Here is a 16,602-nt window from a genome sequence, read left to right as displayed (position 1 = left end):
ATTGTTCGCTTATTCCTATAGTGATTATTACCTTTTCATGCATTATAGTAGTATCTATTTCGAAACTAAAAGTTATAATATTATATTTTTTAGCAATTAAGGTCTGAAAATTACAAAATTTTAGTGTTTATTAAAAATATGAGAGGCTCTGATACATCAAGATTCCTATAGGGAGGTGATTAAAAAATCATCCTAAAATTAGTGAATTAATCGGCGGTGTTAAGGCTATCTGAAAAAATGATATCGGGGTGGGGAGAAAATGATGTTGAAAAGTAAAACAGTTTTAACTGTGTTGATCTGTTTGCTATTTACTATGATTGTGGGATGTGGTAACCAAACTGCTAGCTCACCGAATCAAAGTTCGAAAAGTGGGGGAGAAAAGACGTTAGTTTTGGCTGCCTATGGTGGAAGTTATGAAAAAAAGATGAAGGAAACGATCATTCCTAAGTTTGAGAAAGAGTTTGGGGTTAAGGTTAAGTATATAACTGGGAGCTCCATCGACACATTATCAAAACTTCAGGCCCAAAAAGATAATCCTCAAATTGATGTAGCCTTTTTAGACGACGGACCTCAAGCACAGGCAAAAGCTTTTGGATTACTTGCCCCGTTAGATGAAAAAATAGTCACCAACCTAAATAATGTATACGACATTGCAAAAGATAAGGAGAATATTGGAGTTGGCTTTGGTATTGTTGTGACAGGATTAGCCTATAACAAAGATTATTTTGCGCAGAATGGTTGGAAACCGTTAACATCTTGGAATGATCTGGAGGATCCTAAGTTTAAAGGAAAACTCGTATTACCATCTATCTCAAACACTTATGGAGTTCATCTGCTTCTAATGGCTGCTTTTGCGAATGGTGGGAACGAGAAAAATATTGAACCTGGATTTGAAAAGCTAAAGAAGATTGCTGAAAACGCTGTAACATTTGATAAAACTGCTGACGTGTCCAATTACTTTTTGCAAGGTCAAACAGTAGCCAGTGCATGGGGAAGCAGCAGAGTCTATACACTGCAAGATTCAGGATTTCCAATTGAATTTGTCATTCCAAGAGAAGGTGCTCCTGCTTTAATGGCAACAGCAAATGTGGTGAAAAATGCACCAAATGCGGAACTTGCACAGAAATTTGTCAATTTTATTTTGAGTGAGGAAGTACAAAAGGAATTCGCCCATTCTTTGTTTGATGGTCCTGTTAATAAAAATGTAAAACTAGATGGAGATATTGCTAAAAAAGTGGTTTATGGGGAAGAGCAGGTTAAAAAGTTAATCAAAGTGGATTGGGAATACGTAAATCAAAAAAGAGCTGAATGGACGGAAAGAGCAAACAAGGAAATTGAAGTAACCCGCTAAAGAGGGAGGGAAGGTAAATGGGTTATTTGTGTCTCGAGAATGTTGTTAAGCGATTTGATAAAACAGAAGTGGTAAAAAATTTGAATCTAGAAATTCATCAAGGGGAGCTTATGTCCTTTCTTGGGCCATCCGGATGTGGGAAAACAACAACATTAAATATGATTGCTGGTTTTTTGAAGGTGGATAGTGGGGAAATCATTGTTGGCGGGAAGCCTATTCACCACCTCCCTCCCAATAAAAGAGATATGGGGATGGTGTTCCAAAACTATGCTTTGTTTCCCCACATGACTGTATTTGAAAATGTGGCGTATGGATTGAAGCTACGTAAGATTAGTAGGAATGAGATTAAAAAGCGAGTGTCAGAGGCATTGGAAATGGTAAAGTTATCAGGTTATGAAAACTACTATCCTCGGGAACTTTCCGGTGGTCAGCAGCAGCGCGTTTCGTTAGCGAGAGCCTTGGTTATTAAACCGAAAGTTCTTCTTCTTGATGAACCACTAAGTAACCTTGATGCCAAACTCCGTCAAGAAATGCGGGAGGAAATAGTAGGAATACAAAAAACGCTTGGAATCACAACTATATTTGTCACACATGATCAAGAGGAGGCACTTGCGATCTCCGACCGAATAGCAGTGATGAACGAGGGGCAAATTGAACAGGTAGATAGCCCGGTTATGATTTATAACCAACCGAAGACAGATTTTGTTTCTAAGTTTATCGGCGAAGTGAATCATATTCGCGGTAGAGTTGTTGAGGTGTATGGAAGTAAGAAATGTAAGTTATCTTTTTACGGGAATGAACAAATAGTTGAGATCCAATCAACTAAAGGTGCTGAAGTTGATTTTTACATTAGACCCGAAAAAGTACAGATCTCTTTAGATCGGTATACCCAAGCAAATGGCGATTGCCAAACAAAAGTTGAAAGGAAAATATTCCTTGGTGCTAAAACGAGATATATCTTAAAAATATCTAATAATAAACAGATCATAGCAGATGTCCCCAATACAGTTTTAAGCCCTGACCAAATTCAGGAAGGGGAAAAAGTATCGATTTTTTGGGATCCAAAAGATTTATTCCTCTCTAAAAAGTGAGGTGAGTTAACTAGATGCAGGTCGAAATAAAAACATACCAAAATCAGGAGATACAAAAACAAAAGAAAAGGAAATTAGATAAAAAGCAGTTGGAGTCTTGGCTACTATTGTTTCCTACTCTTATGATTTTTATCTTTTTCTTCCTATTTCCTTTACTTTCTTTATTTATCACGAGTTTTAAGACATTTGATCCAAACAGTGGAATTGGGGATAAATGGACATTGGAAAATTACGTGAAGTTTCTTTCAGACCCCTTTTACCTAGGAGTTATTTGGAGAACGATAAAGATTGGATTGTTAACTACATTATTAACAGTTATCATTTCTTATCCAGTCGCTTTTCATATTTCTAGAGCCAGTGGGAAGGTTAAAAATTATTTAACATTGATAGTGTTATCACCATTATTGATAAGTATGGTCATCAGATGCTATGGGTGGGTTATTTTGTTATCGAATAATGGTGTTGTTAATCGCACTTTGATCAATCTCGGATGGATTGATAAACCGCTTACGTTATTGTATACAGAATTAAGCGTTGTGATTGGAATGGTGCATGTACTATTTCCGTATATGGTATTAAGCATCATGGGATCCTTAGAAAGGATCGATCCTTCTATTATCAGGGCTTCACAAAGTCTAGGAGCAGGTTTGATTAGAACATTCTTTTCCATAATATTACCTCTGACATTACCTGGGGTATTTGCCGGTTCAGTTATGGTGTTTAGTTTAAGTGTAAGCTCATTTGTGACTCCTGCTATTCTCGGCGGTCCACAGGTAAAAGTTATGTCCTATCTAACTTACGAACAAGTTGCAGTGATATTAAATTGGCCTTATGGGTCTGCCATTGGGTTTGTATTAATTTTTATGGCAACTGTTACGATTATCGTATATAGCAGAATTCTTGCCCGTTCCGAAAAAGGAGTGGCGATTCAATGAAGAAAAGACTATATAATTTTATATTTCATTCGTTTTGCTTTGTCGTATATGTTTTTTTGTTAGCACCAATTATTGTAGTTTTACTATCTTCATTGACAACGACTGAATATATTGTTTTTCCGCCAAAGGGGATTACATTGAAATGGTATATTGAATTAGTCAACCACCCTGAGTTTACACAGTCTTTTGTGTTAAGTGTCATTGTCGCTCTAGGCACGTCACTTTTTTCTACCTTTATTGGAACACTTGCTTCTATTGCCATTGTTAGATATCAGTTTAAAGGAAAAGCAACTATTGTGCAGTTAGTTGGCTCCCCTCTTTTAATTCCGTCCGTCGTATTTGGCGTAGCGTTGCTACAGTTTTATTCTTGGATAGGTTTAGCTACAAGCCCTATGGCTTTAATTATTGGCCATATTATTTTGACGGTACCATTTGTTGTACGATTAGTCGTTGCTAGTTTAGTCGGTTTTGATCGATCTATAGAACAGGCCGCGAGGAGTTTAGGGGCAGGGGCTTTTAAAGTATTCTTCCAGATTACTCTTCCGATAATCAAATCCGGTGTGATTGCTGGAGCCATCTTTTCATTCATTACCTCATTTGATGATCTAACCGTAGCATTGTTTATTGTAAGCACCGATGTTGTCACTCTTCCAGTACGAATCTTTACCTATATGCAATACCAGTACGATCCAATTATTACATCAGTATCAAGCATCATAATTTTATTTACCGTTGTACTAATGGTGATCATCGAAAAGGTGTTAGGTGTTGGAAAAGTTTTTATGTCGAAAAATTAATAAGGAGTTGTTTTCATGCATATTAAAAATCATCCTATATTGGGCAGCTGTCTTCAGGAGCCTGTGACATTTTATTTTAATGATCAGCCTTATACGGCTTATAAACAACAAACCGTTGCAGCCGCTCTGATAGCGAACGGTATTAGAATGTTCGGGCTGAGTCGGAAATTAGTTCAGCCAAGGGGGATGTTTTGTGCGCGAGGGAGATGCTGCAGTTGCTATATGACTGTTAATGGGGAAGATCATGTGCGTACTTGCATGATAAAAGTTGAAGAGGGAATGAGGGTATATCCAAATCTAGAAGATCCAGAGATAAGGGGGGATTGAGTTGGAGACTGAAGTGCTTGTTATTGGAGCTGGACCAGCCGGACTTGCAGCTGCATTTGAGACTGCCTCTAGGGGATTAGATGTGACTATTGTAGATGAATCGACTGTCAAAGGGGGGCAACTGTGCCAACAAACTCAAATTATCAGAGCATTGCCCTCTATTTTCCAACCTATGCGTGGATTTGAGTTGGCAAAGCTGTTAACGAACCAATTGGAAGACTTCTCTGTTAGGTATTTGCTCAAACATCGGTTGATCGGTTTATACCGAGATGGAAGTGTTGGCATCACCAATGAAGTAGACGTTTTTCCTATCAAGTTTAAAAAACTAGTTATTGCCACGGGAGCGGCCGAAAATGCGATCCCTTTTCCAAAGTGGACGCTTCCTGGGATTATAACGATTGGCGCAGCCCAAACACTAATCAACCGAGATTTTGTAATTCCAGGCAAGAACAGTGTAATAGTTGGTTCTAGTGATTTTGCAATGGACGTTGCTTTGCAGCTTTTAGACGTCGGTGTTAATGTTAAGGCTATTATCGAGGCCCAATCGGATGTTTTAGCAAGGGACAAGGAAAAGGTAAAGCGAGTAAAGAAAAGCGGGATTTCTTTCTACTTAAACTCCTCTATAGTGGAAGCAAGAGGGAAAGATGAAGTTAGTGAGATCGACATTCAACTGCCGAATAAGAGGATTACAGAAAAGGTTGATTTAGTGTGTGTAGATGGGGGAAGAAGTCCTATCTTAGATGCCTTTTATCAGTTGGGGTGTTCTTTTGGGTATCAGGGTGAACTTGGGGGATGGATTCCACAATATAATGAGTTTTTCCAAACGGATCGTGAGGATGTTTTTTTAGCCGGAAACGCGGCGGGGGTTAGTTCTCAAGGAGCGGTGATTGTAACAGGGATGATAGCAGGTGTTAGTGTTTGCGAGTCATTGAGGATTATAGACAATAGGGAAGCTGAAAAAATAAGAATTTCTCTGTGGAGAGAGTTGGAAAATATAGAGTCGTCTCTCTATCCTGATGTATGGCAGGCTAGAATCAATCATATTAAAAGTTTTAAGTATCCTCTGCTAAAAAATCAGTTTATTCTGTGATTTTTTTAGAAAAGGTTGGTGGTTCATTTGGAAAAGTCAACAATTATTTGTCGATGTGAAGAAATCACGTACGAGGAAATTGAAGAGGTAATTTCTCATGGTGCAAGGACATTTGACGATATTAAAAGGTTGACGCGTTGCGGAATGGGTCCTTGTCAAACAAAGATTTGCATGCATTTAGTTAACAAAGTTATTCATGAGTTAACAGGTCTCCCATTTCAAGATATTCCTTTGCCCCGATTGAGAATGCCGTTGTCTCCTATAAAGCTTGAAACGTTAGCCACTAATAGCACTTCGTTTTATGCAGTAAAATCCGTTTTGGATGAGTTGGAGTTAGAGGAGAGGAGATAGAATAAATGGAAACGAACTACGAAACGATAATTATTGGTGGCGGGGTTATTGGTAATAGTATTGCTTATCATCTCTCGGAGCGGTATAAAGGGGGAATATTAGTAATTGATAAGAAGTTCCCAATGTCAGGGACTTCAGGAGCTACACAAGCCTGGGTATGGGTGCATAATAAAACTCCTGCTTGGTATGCAGAATTTAGTATGTATAGTGCAGAGCTTTATTCATATCTATCAAAAAAAATTGGGGATGTTGAGTATAGACGAACAGGAGGATTATCTCCTTTTTTCACTGTGAGAGATTTGGAAAAGGCTAAGCGGCTTGCTGATTCTTATGAAAAAATTGGAATAAAAATTAAAGTTTTATCACGGGAAGAGGTATTAGAAAAGGAACCTTTTATTAATCCTAAAGTTGTGGGGGCAACCTTTAGTCGAATTGACGGGAACGTTAATCCATTCCGGTTAATTGACATGTATATGAGGGCGGCTAAAAAAAATGGTGTTCACTATTCCACTTATAATCGAGTAATAGACATTCAAAAACAGAACGGTCAGTTCGTTGTTATTTCTGAAAAAACAACGTATGTTACAAAAAACCTTATTCTCGCAGGTGGCCCTTGGTCAAGGGAACTGGGGAGAATGGTAGGTGTCGATATACCTGTTAATCAAGTGAGAGGACAAATTCTTGTTTCAGAACCATTAAAGCCTTTTTTAAACTATACGATAAGTGGATTAAGGCAAACCAATAATGGTGAAGTATTGATAGGTTATTCTATGGAGCAGGCGGGTTTTGACCGATCCACTACACTTGACGTTATTCAAGAAACTGCCAATATGGCTGTCCATTACGTTCCTTCGTTGAGAAAAGCGAAAATTGTGCGTACTTTTTCAGGAATTCGCGCTATGCCGAAGGATGGTTTACCGATTATTGGAAGAGTTCCTGATGTTGAGAATCTTTACGTAGCGGCTACACATAGTGGTATAACACTTTCCCCTTTAATAGGGACGATCATGACCGAGTTAATTGTAGACGGAGAAACATCTATTCCGATTGACCGATATTCAATTACAAGATTTTCTTGAAAAGGGGAGTTCATTATCTGTTCCTAAATGCAAACCAATCGGCCTTTTCCCTAATAAGTAATGGGAAAAGGCCATGATTTTGCAGGTGATTTTAGGATGAATTTTTAGAGAAACAAAGCAAGAGACTATTTATATATTATCCAAAAAATGCATTAACGATTAGTAGCATGATTAAGGATACAGCCCATGCAAGAGTTGTTGGGATTGACCATGTTAAAATTTGTTCTTTCACTTCTTTTATTCCAAGCATACGGTTAATGACCCAGAATAGGCTATCGTTAAAATACGAGAAGATCATAGCTCCTAGGGCGGCTGCCTGTGCCGCTAATGCCATATTGACGTCTAGCTGTTGCAAAATAGGTGCCGAAATAGAGGCGGCGGTAATCATGGCTACGGTTCCGCTTCCTTGAATGAGTCTCACAATCGTAGCAATAATGAAAGGAATGAGGATAGCAGGAAGATGCCATTGTGCGACTTGTTGGGCAATATAGTCTCCACTGCCGCTTTCCCTTAGAACGTTTCCAAGTGCTCCACCAGCACCGGTGACAAGAAGAATGATCCCAGACGTTTTGATCCCCTCTTCCATGTGATCAAGCGCCTCGGAGCGCTTTACATGGTTATATAACCCGTATATAGAGAAGATTAGACCAATCCCGACTGCGATGACAGGTGAACCGATAAATGTGATATAATCATAAATTCCTCCTTTTAATTCAAGGGCACTGATTGTTGTATTGGCGAAGATTAATAGAATCGGAACAAAAATAGGAAGTACTGATCGTGTTAAAGAAGGAAGATCCTTTTTCTCCTTAGATTCAAGAAATTCTTGAAGGGTGACCGGTTGGACTGGCCGTATATAGTTTAAGCCTGTTTCATCAGGAATTTGATAGATTTTCGTTCCAAGCCACTTAGCGTACAGGACACCTACGATGATAACAGGGATAGCAAAAACTAGCCCCCAAGCGATCATTAATCCGACGTCAACGCCAAAAATTCCTGCAACTCCTAAAGGACCAGGGGTCGGTGGCACTGCATGATGAGTAGCAACGAGTCCCGCTCCCAGAGCTACGCCAATGGTGAGAACAGATTTTCCGGTCTTTTTAGAAAGGGCTTTCACCAATGGGGTTAAAATCACAAAAGCTGAGTCTACAAAGATTGGGATGGAAACGATGTATCCTGTGATTGCCATGGCCCACTCTTCTTTTCGTTTTCCAACCCATTTCACAAGAGTATATGCCATTTTTTCAGCTGCACCGGATACCTCTAAAATACGTCCCATCATCACGCCGAATCCAATAACAATGCCTATCGATCCTAAAGTGGATCCGAATCCTGCAGTGATGGTGTTGACAACGTCGGGAGCAGACATGCCCCCGACTAATCCTGTAATGGAAGCTGCTATGATTAAAGCTAGAAATGCATGAATCTTTGTCTTAAGTACCAAGAAAATCAGAATGGCTACCCCTAATACAAGTCCGAATATCATTTGAGCGCCTGATACTTCCAATATCTCTCCCCCCTCTTTTTTGTACCCCTTTTGTCTCTAGATGATCGAGGGGTTATGCCCATGAAGGCTGAAATTTTGGAGCATATTTAGCAGCGAGTATGATGGCTTCCTCCATGCTCACGCTGCTTGCCATTCCTTTTCCAGCGATGTCAAAGGCGGTTCCATGGTCAACAGATGTACGTAAAAAGGGTAGACCGTTTGTAATTGAAATGGTTCTTTCAAAATCCGCCATCTTCGCGGCGATATGTCCTTGATCATGGTAAAGGGACAATACAGCAGCGTAACGGCCATTTAAAGCATGATGAAACACCGAATCAGCAGGGACAGGGCCAACCGCATTAATTCCTTTCTCTTGTGCCATTTGGATGCCTGGGAGAATCTCGTCGATTTCTTCTCTTCCAAACAGTCCGTTTTCTCCACCATGTGGGTTTAATGCCGCAACAGCGATTTTACGATTTTCCACTCCGAGACGTTGCAGGGCTTGGTCACAACGGATTAAGTAGTCACAAACTCTTTCTTTCGTCATTGCGGCGATGGCGTCTTTCAAGGACAGATGTCTCGTTAAGAAGAAAATGCGCATATTTCTTACTTCAAACATCGTCAGCGGATCGTTGGTATTGGTCAAAGCAGCTAAGATTTCTGTATGTCCGATAAATGGAACATTGGCTGCTTTCAACGATTCTTTATTGATCGGCGTTGTTGCCAAGGCTGATACTTTTCTGTCTAACGCCAGACCAACAGCTGTTTCAATATACTCATAGGCCGCTTTGCCGCATTGTGCTTGGACTTTCCCGATTTCAAGAGTGTCTATGTCTACGTTGTTTAACGAAACAATATCGATCGTTCCATGTTTGTATTTGCCCTCAGAAGGGTCTTTGATTTCATTTATGTTCAATGAGATATGAGTGATATCCATTGCTCTTTTCAACACTTCACTGTGACCGATAACAAGAGGCTGACAAACATCATATATTTTTTGATTGCTCAGGGCTTTTACGACAATCTCTGGTCCGATTCCTGCCGGGTCCCCCATTGGGATGGCAATAATGGGTTTAGTTTGTGTTGACATGTTTCCCTCTCCTTTGGCTATTAATCTTCATTTGTAAAAAGCGCAGGCTTTTGTAGATGGAACGTTGATCGCCGACCATTCCTCCTTTTGTGACTACAGGGAGTCCATTGAGGTATCCACCGGAAAAATATCCGAATGAGGTCAGCGGAAGTACTTCGTCTTCAATTTCAATACCGTTAGCCCTTCCTACGGCGCAAAGAGATGCTGTAACATCCCCACCGCTTGTGAAGCATCCACAAATTGGGTGTTTGGAATTTTCGATTATTTTTCGGCCGATGACGGCAAGGCCGTCTGTGATTCGTTTGGCCAGAGCATCTTCGGATACTTGCTCAATTGCAGACAGCGCTTTTAAATTGATTAGACTGTTAGCTGGGTGATGGGTCGTAACGATCAAGATATTTTCCGTTTCGAGTCGCTCTAGGCTAACTGCTGTTGCGCGTTCTACTTCTTCGTTCCAACTGTTTGAGAAGCTTGCCAGTTTTTCTGGATTGACGTATACTGGGTTAGCATTTGTTTTGGCTAAGAGATAATGAAGTTGACGACCGGTCAAGGAAGTCACGCTTCCGATGACCATTAGTATTTTATCGGCATGAAGTTGTTGGTGAAAATATAACCTTGCATAGTACGCTGTTAAAGGGCCAGGATCAACTGGAACGATGATTTTGTCTTTGATTTTTGTCATCGCAAAGGCAATTGTTTCAATATGTTCGTCATTGACCGCATCGATGACGATAATCCGGTTTCCGTGTTGGATTTCCTCCCTGAGCCGCTGAGCGATGCATTCTGCGCCGTGGAGAACTGCGTCGAGCCCTATCAATGCGACGGAGTGTATACTTTGTTGCTGAATGAGGGCAGGAATAAATGACTGATGAACAGGGATCAATGGATCTTTAGCTACGTCTGTTTCTTGAACGGGTACGCCGTCAACGAGCAAATATCCACCGGTTGTCATCCTTCCCGAATCAGGAAAAGAAGGGACGACAACGGCTACGGAATGATCACCAAGTTCGCGCAAAACGGTGTCAATTTCGATACCGATATTGCCGCGGACAGTACTGTCGATCCGTTTACAAACGACCTCAACGTTCCATTGTTTGAAGTAGTTGACTGCTTGACGCACGCGAGCTTCAGCAATTTCTCGTGGAGAATAGCGGCTATCGGTGTCAATGCAGACAGCATCGTACTTTTCGATGCCGGTTAATGAGGCATTTCTGACAAAGGTCGCCGTTTTGAATCCTTGTTTGGCCAATCTGACGCCTGTTGCATTAGCACCGGTCAGATCATCGGCAATAACCCCGATTTTCATGACGATTGTCTCCCCCTGTCTACGGAAGTCGTTGATGTTGCAACTGGTTGGATCACCTCCTCAAGCATTTCCTGTTACCCTAGGGCGGTGGATAAATACGTGCTATTGAAATTTACTATGCGTGAACGATGATAAGGTTGGTATGCTCGCTATATTGATGTTGGTCTTCTTGGTTCAATCCATCATCAGTAATAATCCCTTCCAATTCCGAGAGCGGACAAACGAGGGAAAATGCTTTTTGATTGAACTTGCTTGAGTCAGCAAGCAACCAAGTTACTTCAGCTGCCTGTATCATCATTTTTTTGATTAGCGATTTTTCAAATGTAGGTGCTGTGACGCCTGAGATGACATCGACTGCGTGGGCTCCTAGAAAGAAGAGGTCTGCCCGAATGTTTTTAAGTAGTTCTTGGGTTGGCCATCCGTACAATGTACCGACTTGGTTTTGAAGTTCCCCACCAGTGACGATCACCTTTAATTGACTTTCCATCAGTTCAGCCGCAATTTTAATATCATTGGTGACTACTGTTAAGTCTTCTCGATCTTTGATGAGCTTAGCGACTTCAAAAGTGGTGGTCCCGGAGTCCAAGATGATATTGGCATTTTCAGGGATGAACTCAACCGCTTTACGGGCAATGGCTTGTTTCCACTTAATATTCTTTTCTTTTTTTGTTGAGTAAGGCGTTTCTTGAATAAGTGCCCGTGGGTGAATGGCTCCACCGTGTGTTCGGACGATCTTCCCCTCTCTTTCCAAAAGAGCCAAGTCTCGTCGAATGGTCATTGTAGATACATTTAATTGCTGCGACAGCTCTTCAATGTCAACTTTACCTTGGGTGATTAATTGTTTTTCAATCCATTCCCGTCGTTCTTTAGGTAACATATGTGTTCATCCTTTGATTGTTTTGTTTGAATTTAACATTAATATGTTTATTTGTAACAATATTTTATTTATTTTTGTTCGATTTTGTCAATATATAATGATAAAAATTTTAACAATTAACACAATCTGTTTCGTTTAAGATCTGTGAGCGTACATGAGGGGCTTAACCGATACTCGTCATCGATTCCATCAAGCACCTTGGAAATACTCATGATGTTTGGGAAGCACTGAGCGTATGATCCACAAACTACAGATACATTCCATGAAAGGAAAAGGGGGGAGAGGAGGACATGAGGATCGGAAAACGAGCATTTCCTCCCATCAAAGAGCTTTTATGAAGAAAAAAGAAACGGGAGCTAGCTTAGGCAAAGAGCCGCGGCTGACTGTGCGGCTCTTTAGCGTTGCCTATTTGTCCATTGCCTTTGCCGCGTTGGCGATGGCCGGTCTAGCCTGTGCCGCAGCTTGATGAATGAGGTTGTCTAGGAGCGCCAATGTGACCGATTTAACAGCGGAAAACGGCACGGATTGATAGGATGGTAAACAAAAAGGTGTTGGAGACATGAAGTGGATTCCGTCCCGATTTAACGCGATGGCGCAAACGAAGCAAGGTGAATTGATTCTCTACAATAGCTATACAGGGGCGATTGGCGCGGTGGCGGAAGGTGAGAAAGCCGCCGTGCTTAAGGCGCTCAAGAGAACCAGGATTGACCGCGAACTGTCACCGGTGGAACAAACGCTCGTGGAGTGTGGGTTTCTTGTCGCTGAGAACGTCGATGAGAAGCGACGGGCGCAGTTTTTGCATCAATCGTTGCACCGGACGGATGTGATGCATCTCGTGATCTTGCCGACGGAGGCGTGTAATTTCCGTTGTGTCTATTGTTATCAAGAGTTTTTGCGCGGACAGATGAAACGTGAGGTCATTGACGGGTTGAAACGTTTTTTGACGAAGACGATTCCGCGTCTCACCCATTTGACGGTCAGCTGGTTTGGCGGCGAACCGCTGTTGGCGCTCGATGTGATTGAAGAGATTAGCACGGTGATCATCGAACAAACGAAACGGTATGGCGTTGCGTATCAAGCGGACATGTCAACGAACGGCTACGGTTTGTCGAAAGAAACGATGCGGCGTTTGTTGCGGTGTGAAGTGACCCGTTTTATGGTGACGCTTGATGGAAGCAAAGACGTGCATGATGTGCGGCGGGTGCTGGCGAATCGGGGACCGACGTACGAGACGATTCTTGGCCATTTGCGTGATATTCAGACGCTTGACGAATCATTTGAAGTGGACATCCGGGTCAATTTTGATGAAGACAACCTTGACCGGATTCCGCTGTTTTTAGACGAGCTGGCTTGTTACTTTGCCGGGGACCGGCGTTTTCAGCTGTTTTGCCGTCCCGTTGGGAGATGGGGCGGGGCGAATGATGAGCGGTTGCCGGTTTGTGACCATCGGACGGCAGAGGTGAAAATATGGGAGTTGACGGAATACGGAATCAAGAAAGGACTTTCGATGAGCTCGATGGTGGAGTCGATGTTGATGCCTTCTGGGGCGGTTTGTTATGCGGCGAAGCCACATTCCTTCGTCATCGGGGCCGACGGCCAAGTGTATAAATGCACATGCGCCTTTGACGAGGAATATAACCGTATCGGCCGTCTGCATGCCGATGGAACGATGGATGTCGATATGGATAAGCTCGCTCTATGGGTAACGTCAGGCGAGGAAACGGATGAACAGTGCCAAGCTTGCTTTTTCCGGCCGGCGTGTCAAGGAAATCATTGCCCGTTGTACCGCCTGCGAACAGGGGATCGTCCTTGCCCTCACGAAAAGCGAAAAATCAAAGAAGTGCTCCGGCTGATTGATGCGCAGTCATTCGTACGAGATGAAGGGAAAGGGAGGTGAGAATATGCGTATTTTGCGTCCTGCCGCATCGCCTGTTGCGTTGTCCCATTCTGGGCGGCTGACGAAATCAGTGCCTGGTCATTTGAAATGATGAATGGGAGAGAACCACAGTTTGGTAGGCGATCCGAGAAAAAGCTGTGAAATGGTTTAAGATTCTTTCCCGGCTGACGTCACTATGTATCAAGCATTCCTTTTCTCGCGATGCGAAAAGATTTCGTTTTTTCAAGAAGATACACGATCAACCATGCGCCAAATGAAGTGAACGAAAAAGTATTTGATCATGACAATGGCCCTTGTCGAATAGACAAGGGCCATTCAGACTGTTGACAAAATGGGTTTCAGACGAATGTCTGAAACCCATTTTGTTCCATAAATAGACTATGTTTTCAAAAAAAGTGGGTAGGATGGGAAGCCATGCAAAGGAAAAGAAAGGGCGGTGCTTCGCCTTCCATAGGTAATTCGCCAGTTTTTTTAAATTCATGGCAGCACAAACAAGCATCGCCTGCGCCTCATTTTTTTCCAATCCCCGGTAATGCGTCCAGCGCAGACCATGCTTCTCTTTCATATCGGCGAAATCCCGTTCAATCGTCTCTTTTCGGAGGGCATAGAGTTCCCGGTATTCCGGAACATACCGCAAATGCTCTGCTTCTTCATAGTAGTCCTGCCATACGTGGCGAGTGACTACTTTGGTGTAGCTCTTGCTTTGCGTGCACTGATGAAGATACGGACAGCTTCGGCACACCGCCGGGTCCGATTTGTATTCCCGGTACCCTTCCCGATTCGTAGTAGAGTAAGATAGAACTTGATCATTGGGGCATAGATAACAATCAAAATATTCGTCATACACAAAATCTGATTTCCGAAAGAATCCATCTTTTGTTTTCGGGCGAGTGTACGGCCAAATCGGCTTTACCCCTTGTTCGAGTAAATACTTGGCAATGGCAGGAGTTTTATATCCTGCGTCTACACACACGGCTTCCGGACATGATTGGATTTCCCGTTTCACTCGTTCGAACAGCACAAAAAACGCTTGACTGTCATGGACGTTGGCTGCCGTCACGTAGGTCTGTAGAATCCATCCGTTGCGATCACAAGCTGTATGATACGAATAGGCAAACACTCGCTCCCGTTCATTTTTCACCAACAGTCCGCTCTCCGGATCCGTTTTGCTTACTTTTACTTCCCGTTTTTTTTTTTTCTCAGATGGCAACGGCGATTTTCCATGAGCGATCCGATCCCGTTCGATTTCTTTTTCGAGTTCCTGTTGGTAGGCTTTGGCTTCGACTTCTGCCATTTCCGTTGTAAACTTCTTTTTATTGGCGCTTGCTTTGACATGAGTGGAGTCTACGTACAAGACACTCGAATCTACCAATCCGTGTTCAAAGGCTTCTTTTAAAATCCGTGAAAAAATTTGATGGAATACATCCGTTCCAGCGAAACGACGCGCATAGTTTTTACTTGGCGTCGAGTGATGAGGAACGGGATCATGAAGACTAAGTCCTAAAAACCAACGGTAGGCGACGTTGGTTCGGATTTGTTCGACGGTTTCACGCATGGAGCGAATCCCAAATACATACTGAATCAAATACATTTTAAACAACATCACTGGATCAATGCTCGGACGTCCATGATCAGGAGAGTAGAGATCTTTCACCACATCATAGATAAAAGAAAAATCAATGGCCGCATCCAGCTTTCTTACCAAGTGATCCTCTGGAACCAGATCATCCAGTTTCACCGTGGTTTCGGTATAGCGCCCATCTTCTTGGTGTGGCCGAAGCATCGTTCCTTTCCTCCATTTCTCCCTCGTCTTACCTTCATAATAAAACAGCTTGTCGACTTTGTCGACAAGCTGAATGGCCCTTGTCGAATAGACAAGGGCCATTTTATGTGCTTCATGGCATGAATAAGGATGGTGATGTAGTTGGAAAAACGATTTGATGTTCCTCTCGATGGCTCTTGAGAACATTGTGTGGCAAGAAACAGTTGTTTCTCGTCCTTTACGAGTCTCCATTCAGGTGGAAAGGCGGTTAATCAATTGTTGCAGCGAATGAAGTGAACGTGGCTTAAAGGCAGTTTCGATGCCGTTGGTTATGCTTTATAGTTTTTCATGAAAAATTCAAATAAAATGTCAATCAGAACAACGAGGGTCGAACGGGCAGATAGGTCATAACCCGCAAACTGGACACGTTGCACGTAGGCGCTGATATGTTTTCGTACAAGCTTGGCTAATGTACTATCGGCGCTGTTCGTGATCGCTACCGTTTCGATGTTTTTAAAGCGAAGTTTCTCTGCCGCTTGCACAATGGTTTTTGTCTCTCCGCTGGATGAAATGAAAATGACCATATCTTTTGGTTGAACCATGTTGGGTAAAAGGTCAATAATATGTGATTCATACACATACGAGCTCGGTTTGTTTACTTGGATGAGAAGTTTGCTAAAATATTCCCCGATCATTTTGGATAGACCAACCGCCACAATCAACACCCGATTGGCCTCAAAAATCAACTGGCTAATTTCTTCCACATGTTTTCGCTCCAATGAATCGAGTGTCTGATTCATATCGACTTTGTACCGTTCAATCGTATTTTCTCCAACCGGAATGGCTTGGTCGTCGATCGTTTTCAGAATATATTTCAACTCTGAGAAACCTTCTAAGCCCAGTTTATGACACATACGGATGATGGTGGTGGTGCTGACGTTGTTTTTTTCCGCCATAGCAGTTAGCGATAATTGTTTCGCTTGTTCCACATGTCCATCGATATAGTACAAAACGTGTTTTTCTGCATGGGTGAGTTGGCCGATATAGTTTGAAAATCGATCCAGAAGTTTTCCCATATGGAGACTCCTTTGCTTATCGTCGCTATTTTAACAATATTATAACACATGCTATAGGCCGTTCGAGGGAAAACCCCCGTCAGTTTT

Annotated in this window: 16 protein-coding genes; 10 read left to right on the top strand and 6 right to left on the bottom strand. The window is 42.2% G+C overall.

The window, feature by feature from the left end; all coding sequences use genetic code 11:
- The first annotated feature begins 262 nt into the window (after nucleotides 1-262).
- From NSQ22_RS17460 to NSQ22_RS17425, 8 genes are read left to right on the top strand one after another with little or no spacing between them, the layout of a single operon-like run.
- Entirely contained in the window at nucleotides 263-1,351 is a 1,089-nt protein-coding gene (locus NSQ22_RS17460) for an ABC transporter substrate-binding protein (protein WP_339263946.1), read from the top strand.
- A gap of 17 nt (nucleotides 1,352-1,368) precedes the next feature.
- Nucleotides 1,369-2,442, top strand: a complete 1,074-nt coding sequence (locus tag NSQ22_RS17455; RefSeq protein WP_011888333.1) for an ABC transporter ATP-binding protein — start codon at nucleotides 1,369-1,371, stop codon at nucleotides 2,440-2,442.
- 14 nt (nucleotides 2,443-2,456) lie between these two features.
- Entirely contained in the window at nucleotides 2,457-3,377 is a 921-nt protein-coding gene (locus tag NSQ22_RS17450) for an ABC transporter permease (protein ID WP_011888332.1), read from the top strand.
- Nucleotides 3,374-4,174, top strand: a complete 801-nt coding sequence (locus NSQ22_RS17445; RefSeq protein WP_011888331.1) for an ABC transporter permease — start codon at nucleotides 3,374-3,376, stop codon at nucleotides 4,172-4,174. The genes NSQ22_RS17450 and NSQ22_RS17445 overlap by 4 nt, the downstream gene beginning before the upstream one ends.
- Nucleotides 4,175-4,189: 15 nt before the next feature.
- On the top strand, nucleotides 4,190-4,501 hold the full coding sequence (locus tag NSQ22_RS17440; protein ID WP_015375979.1) for a (2Fe-2S)-binding protein: 312 nt from the start codon (nucleotides 4,190-4,192) through the stop codon (nucleotides 4,499-4,501).
- A 1-nt stretch (nucleotide 4,502) separates the two neighbouring features.
- Nucleotides 4,503-5,591, top strand: coding sequence for an FAD-dependent oxidoreductase (locus NSQ22_RS17435; protein WP_041264728.1), 1,089 nt, complete (start codon nucleotides 4,503-4,505; stop codon nucleotides 5,589-5,591).
- Between the two features lie 18 nt (nucleotides 5,592-5,609).
- Nucleotides 5,610-5,942, top strand: a complete 333-nt coding sequence (locus NSQ22_RS17430) for a (2Fe-2S)-binding protein (RefSeq protein ID WP_223812943.1) — start codon at nucleotides 5,610-5,612, stop codon at nucleotides 5,940-5,942.
- Nucleotides 5,943-5,947: 5 nt separating this feature from the next.
- On the top strand, nucleotides 5,948-7,021 hold the full coding sequence (locus NSQ22_RS17425; RefSeq protein WP_011888329.1) for an FAD-dependent oxidoreductase: 1,074 nt from the start codon (nucleotides 5,948-5,950) through the stop codon (nucleotides 7,019-7,021).
- A gap of 136 nt (nucleotides 7,022-7,157) precedes the next feature.
- On the opposite strand, the gene NSQ22_RS17420 is transcribed toward NSQ22_RS17425, so the two are convergent.
- The 4 genes from NSQ22_RS17420 to NSQ22_RS17405 form a co-directional block, all read right to left on the bottom strand.
- A complete protein-coding gene (locus tag NSQ22_RS17420) occupies nucleotides 7,158-8,528 on the bottom strand; it encodes a gluconate:H+ symporter (RefSeq protein WP_081157578.1) in 1,371 nt (456 codons plus the stop codon).
- Between the two features lie 52 nt (nucleotides 8,529-8,580).
- Nucleotides 8,581-9,597 carry a 4-hydroxythreonine-4-phosphate dehydrogenase PdxA gene (gene pdxA, locus NSQ22_RS17415; protein ID WP_008881370.1) on the bottom strand — a complete coding sequence of 339 codons (1,017 nt, stop codon included), beginning with the start codon at nucleotides 9,595-9,597 and terminating at the stop codon, nucleotides 8,581-8,583.
- Nucleotides 9,581-10,903 (bottom strand): four-carbon acid sugar kinase family protein, encoded by a 1,323-nt coding sequence (locus tag NSQ22_RS17410; RefSeq protein WP_008881369.1) that lies wholly within the window; start codon nucleotides 10,901-10,903, stop codon nucleotides 9,581-9,583. The genes pdxA and NSQ22_RS17410 overlap by 17 nt, the downstream gene beginning before the upstream one ends.
- Nucleotides 10,904-11,018: 115 nt before the next feature.
- A complete protein-coding gene (locus NSQ22_RS17405; protein ID WP_008881368.1) occupies nucleotides 11,019-11,780 on the bottom strand; it encodes a DeoR/GlpR family DNA-binding transcription regulator in 762 nt (253 codons plus the stop codon).
- A 334-nt stretch (nucleotides 11,781-12,114) separates the two neighbouring features.
- Here NSQ22_RS17405 and NSQ22_RS17400 point away from each other — a divergent pair, with 334 nt between their 5' ends.
- Both NSQ22_RS17400 and NSQ22_RS17395 read left to right on the top strand, forming a co-directional pair.
- Nucleotides 12,115-12,246, top strand: a complete 132-nt coding sequence (locus tag NSQ22_RS17400; RefSeq protein WP_255396552.1) for a hypothetical protein — start codon at nucleotides 12,115-12,117, stop codon at nucleotides 12,244-12,246.
- Between the two features lie 93 nt (nucleotides 12,247-12,339).
- Nucleotides 12,340-13,677 carry a radical SAM protein gene (locus tag NSQ22_RS17395; protein ID WP_081157577.1) on the top strand — a complete coding sequence of 446 codons (1,338 nt, stop codon included), beginning with the start codon at nucleotides 12,340-12,342 and terminating at the stop codon, nucleotides 13,675-13,677.
- Between the two features lie 238 nt (nucleotides 13,678-13,915).
- On the opposite strand, the gene NSQ22_RS17390 is transcribed toward NSQ22_RS17395, so the two are convergent.
- A complete protein-coding gene (locus NSQ22_RS17390) occupies nucleotides 13,916-15,460 on the bottom strand; it encodes an IS1182 family transposase (RefSeq protein WP_339263938.1) in 1,545 nt (514 codons plus the stop codon).
- A gap of 308 nt (nucleotides 15,461-15,768) precedes the next feature.
- Nucleotides 15,769-16,515: a MurR/RpiR family transcriptional regulator gene (locus tag NSQ22_RS17385; RefSeq protein WP_081157604.1), complete on the bottom strand. Its 747-nt coding sequence runs from the start codon at nucleotides 16,513-16,515 to the stop codon at nucleotides 15,769-15,771.
- Nucleotides 16,516-16,602 lie beyond the last annotated feature (87 nt).

The organism is Geobacillus sp. FSL K6-3411, from assembly GCF_037965715.1.
Lineage (GTDB): Bacteria > Bacillota > Bacilli > Bacillales > Anoxybacillaceae > Geobacillus > Geobacillus thermodenitrificans.
Note: the sequence above shows the minus strand (reverse complement) of the source record. Positions and strands in the feature narration are given on the sequence as shown.

Bases quoted from the DNA above. Each gene is read 5' to 3' on its own strand.
- NSQ22_RS17460 (WP_339263946.1), top strand. From the start codon at position 263: ATGTTGAAAAGTAAAACAGTTTTAACTGTGTTGATCTGTTTGCTATTT.
- NSQ22_RS17455 (WP_011888333.1), top strand. From the start codon at position 1,369: ATGGGTTATTTGTGTCTCGAGAATGTTGTTAAGCGATTTGATAAAACA.
- NSQ22_RS17450 (WP_011888332.1), top strand. From the start codon at position 2,457: ATGCAGGTCGAAATAAAAACATACCAAAATCAGGAGATACAAAAACAA.
- NSQ22_RS17445 (WP_011888331.1), top strand. From the start codon at position 3,374: ATGAAGAAAAGACTATATAATTTTATATTTCATTCGTTTTGCTTTGTC.
- NSQ22_RS17440 (WP_015375979.1), top strand. From the start codon at position 4,190: ATGCATATTAAAAATCATCCTATATTGGGCAGCTGTCTTCAGGAGCCT.
- NSQ22_RS17425 (WP_011888329.1), top strand. From the start codon at position 5,948: ATGGAAACGAACTACGAAACGATAATTATTGGTGGCGGGGTTATTGGT.
- pdxA (WP_008881370.1), bottom strand. From the start codon at position 9,597: ATGTCAACACAAACTAAACCCATTATTGCCATCCCAATGGGGGACCCG.
- NSQ22_RS17410 (WP_008881369.1), bottom strand. From the start codon at position 10,903: ATGAAAATCGGGGTTATTGCCGATGATCTGACCGGTGCTAATGCAACA.
- NSQ22_RS17405 (WP_008881368.1), bottom strand. From the start codon at position 11,780: ATGTTACCTAAAGAACGACGGGAATGGATTGAAAAACAATTAATCACC.
- NSQ22_RS17400 (WP_255396552.1), top strand. From the start codon at position 12,115: ATGAAGAAAAAAGAAACGGGAGCTAGCTTAGGCAAAGAGCCGCGGCTG.
- NSQ22_RS17395 (WP_081157577.1), top strand. From the start codon at position 12,340: ATGAAGTGGATTCCGTCCCGATTTAACGCGATGGCGCAAACGAAGCAA.
- NSQ22_RS17390 (WP_339263938.1), bottom strand. From the start codon at position 15,460: ATGCTTCGGCCACACCAAGAAGATGGGCGCTATACCGAAACCACGGTG.
- NSQ22_RS17385 (WP_081157604.1), bottom strand. From the start codon at position 16,515: ATGGGAAAACTTCTGGATCGATTTTCAAACTATATCGGCCAACTCACC.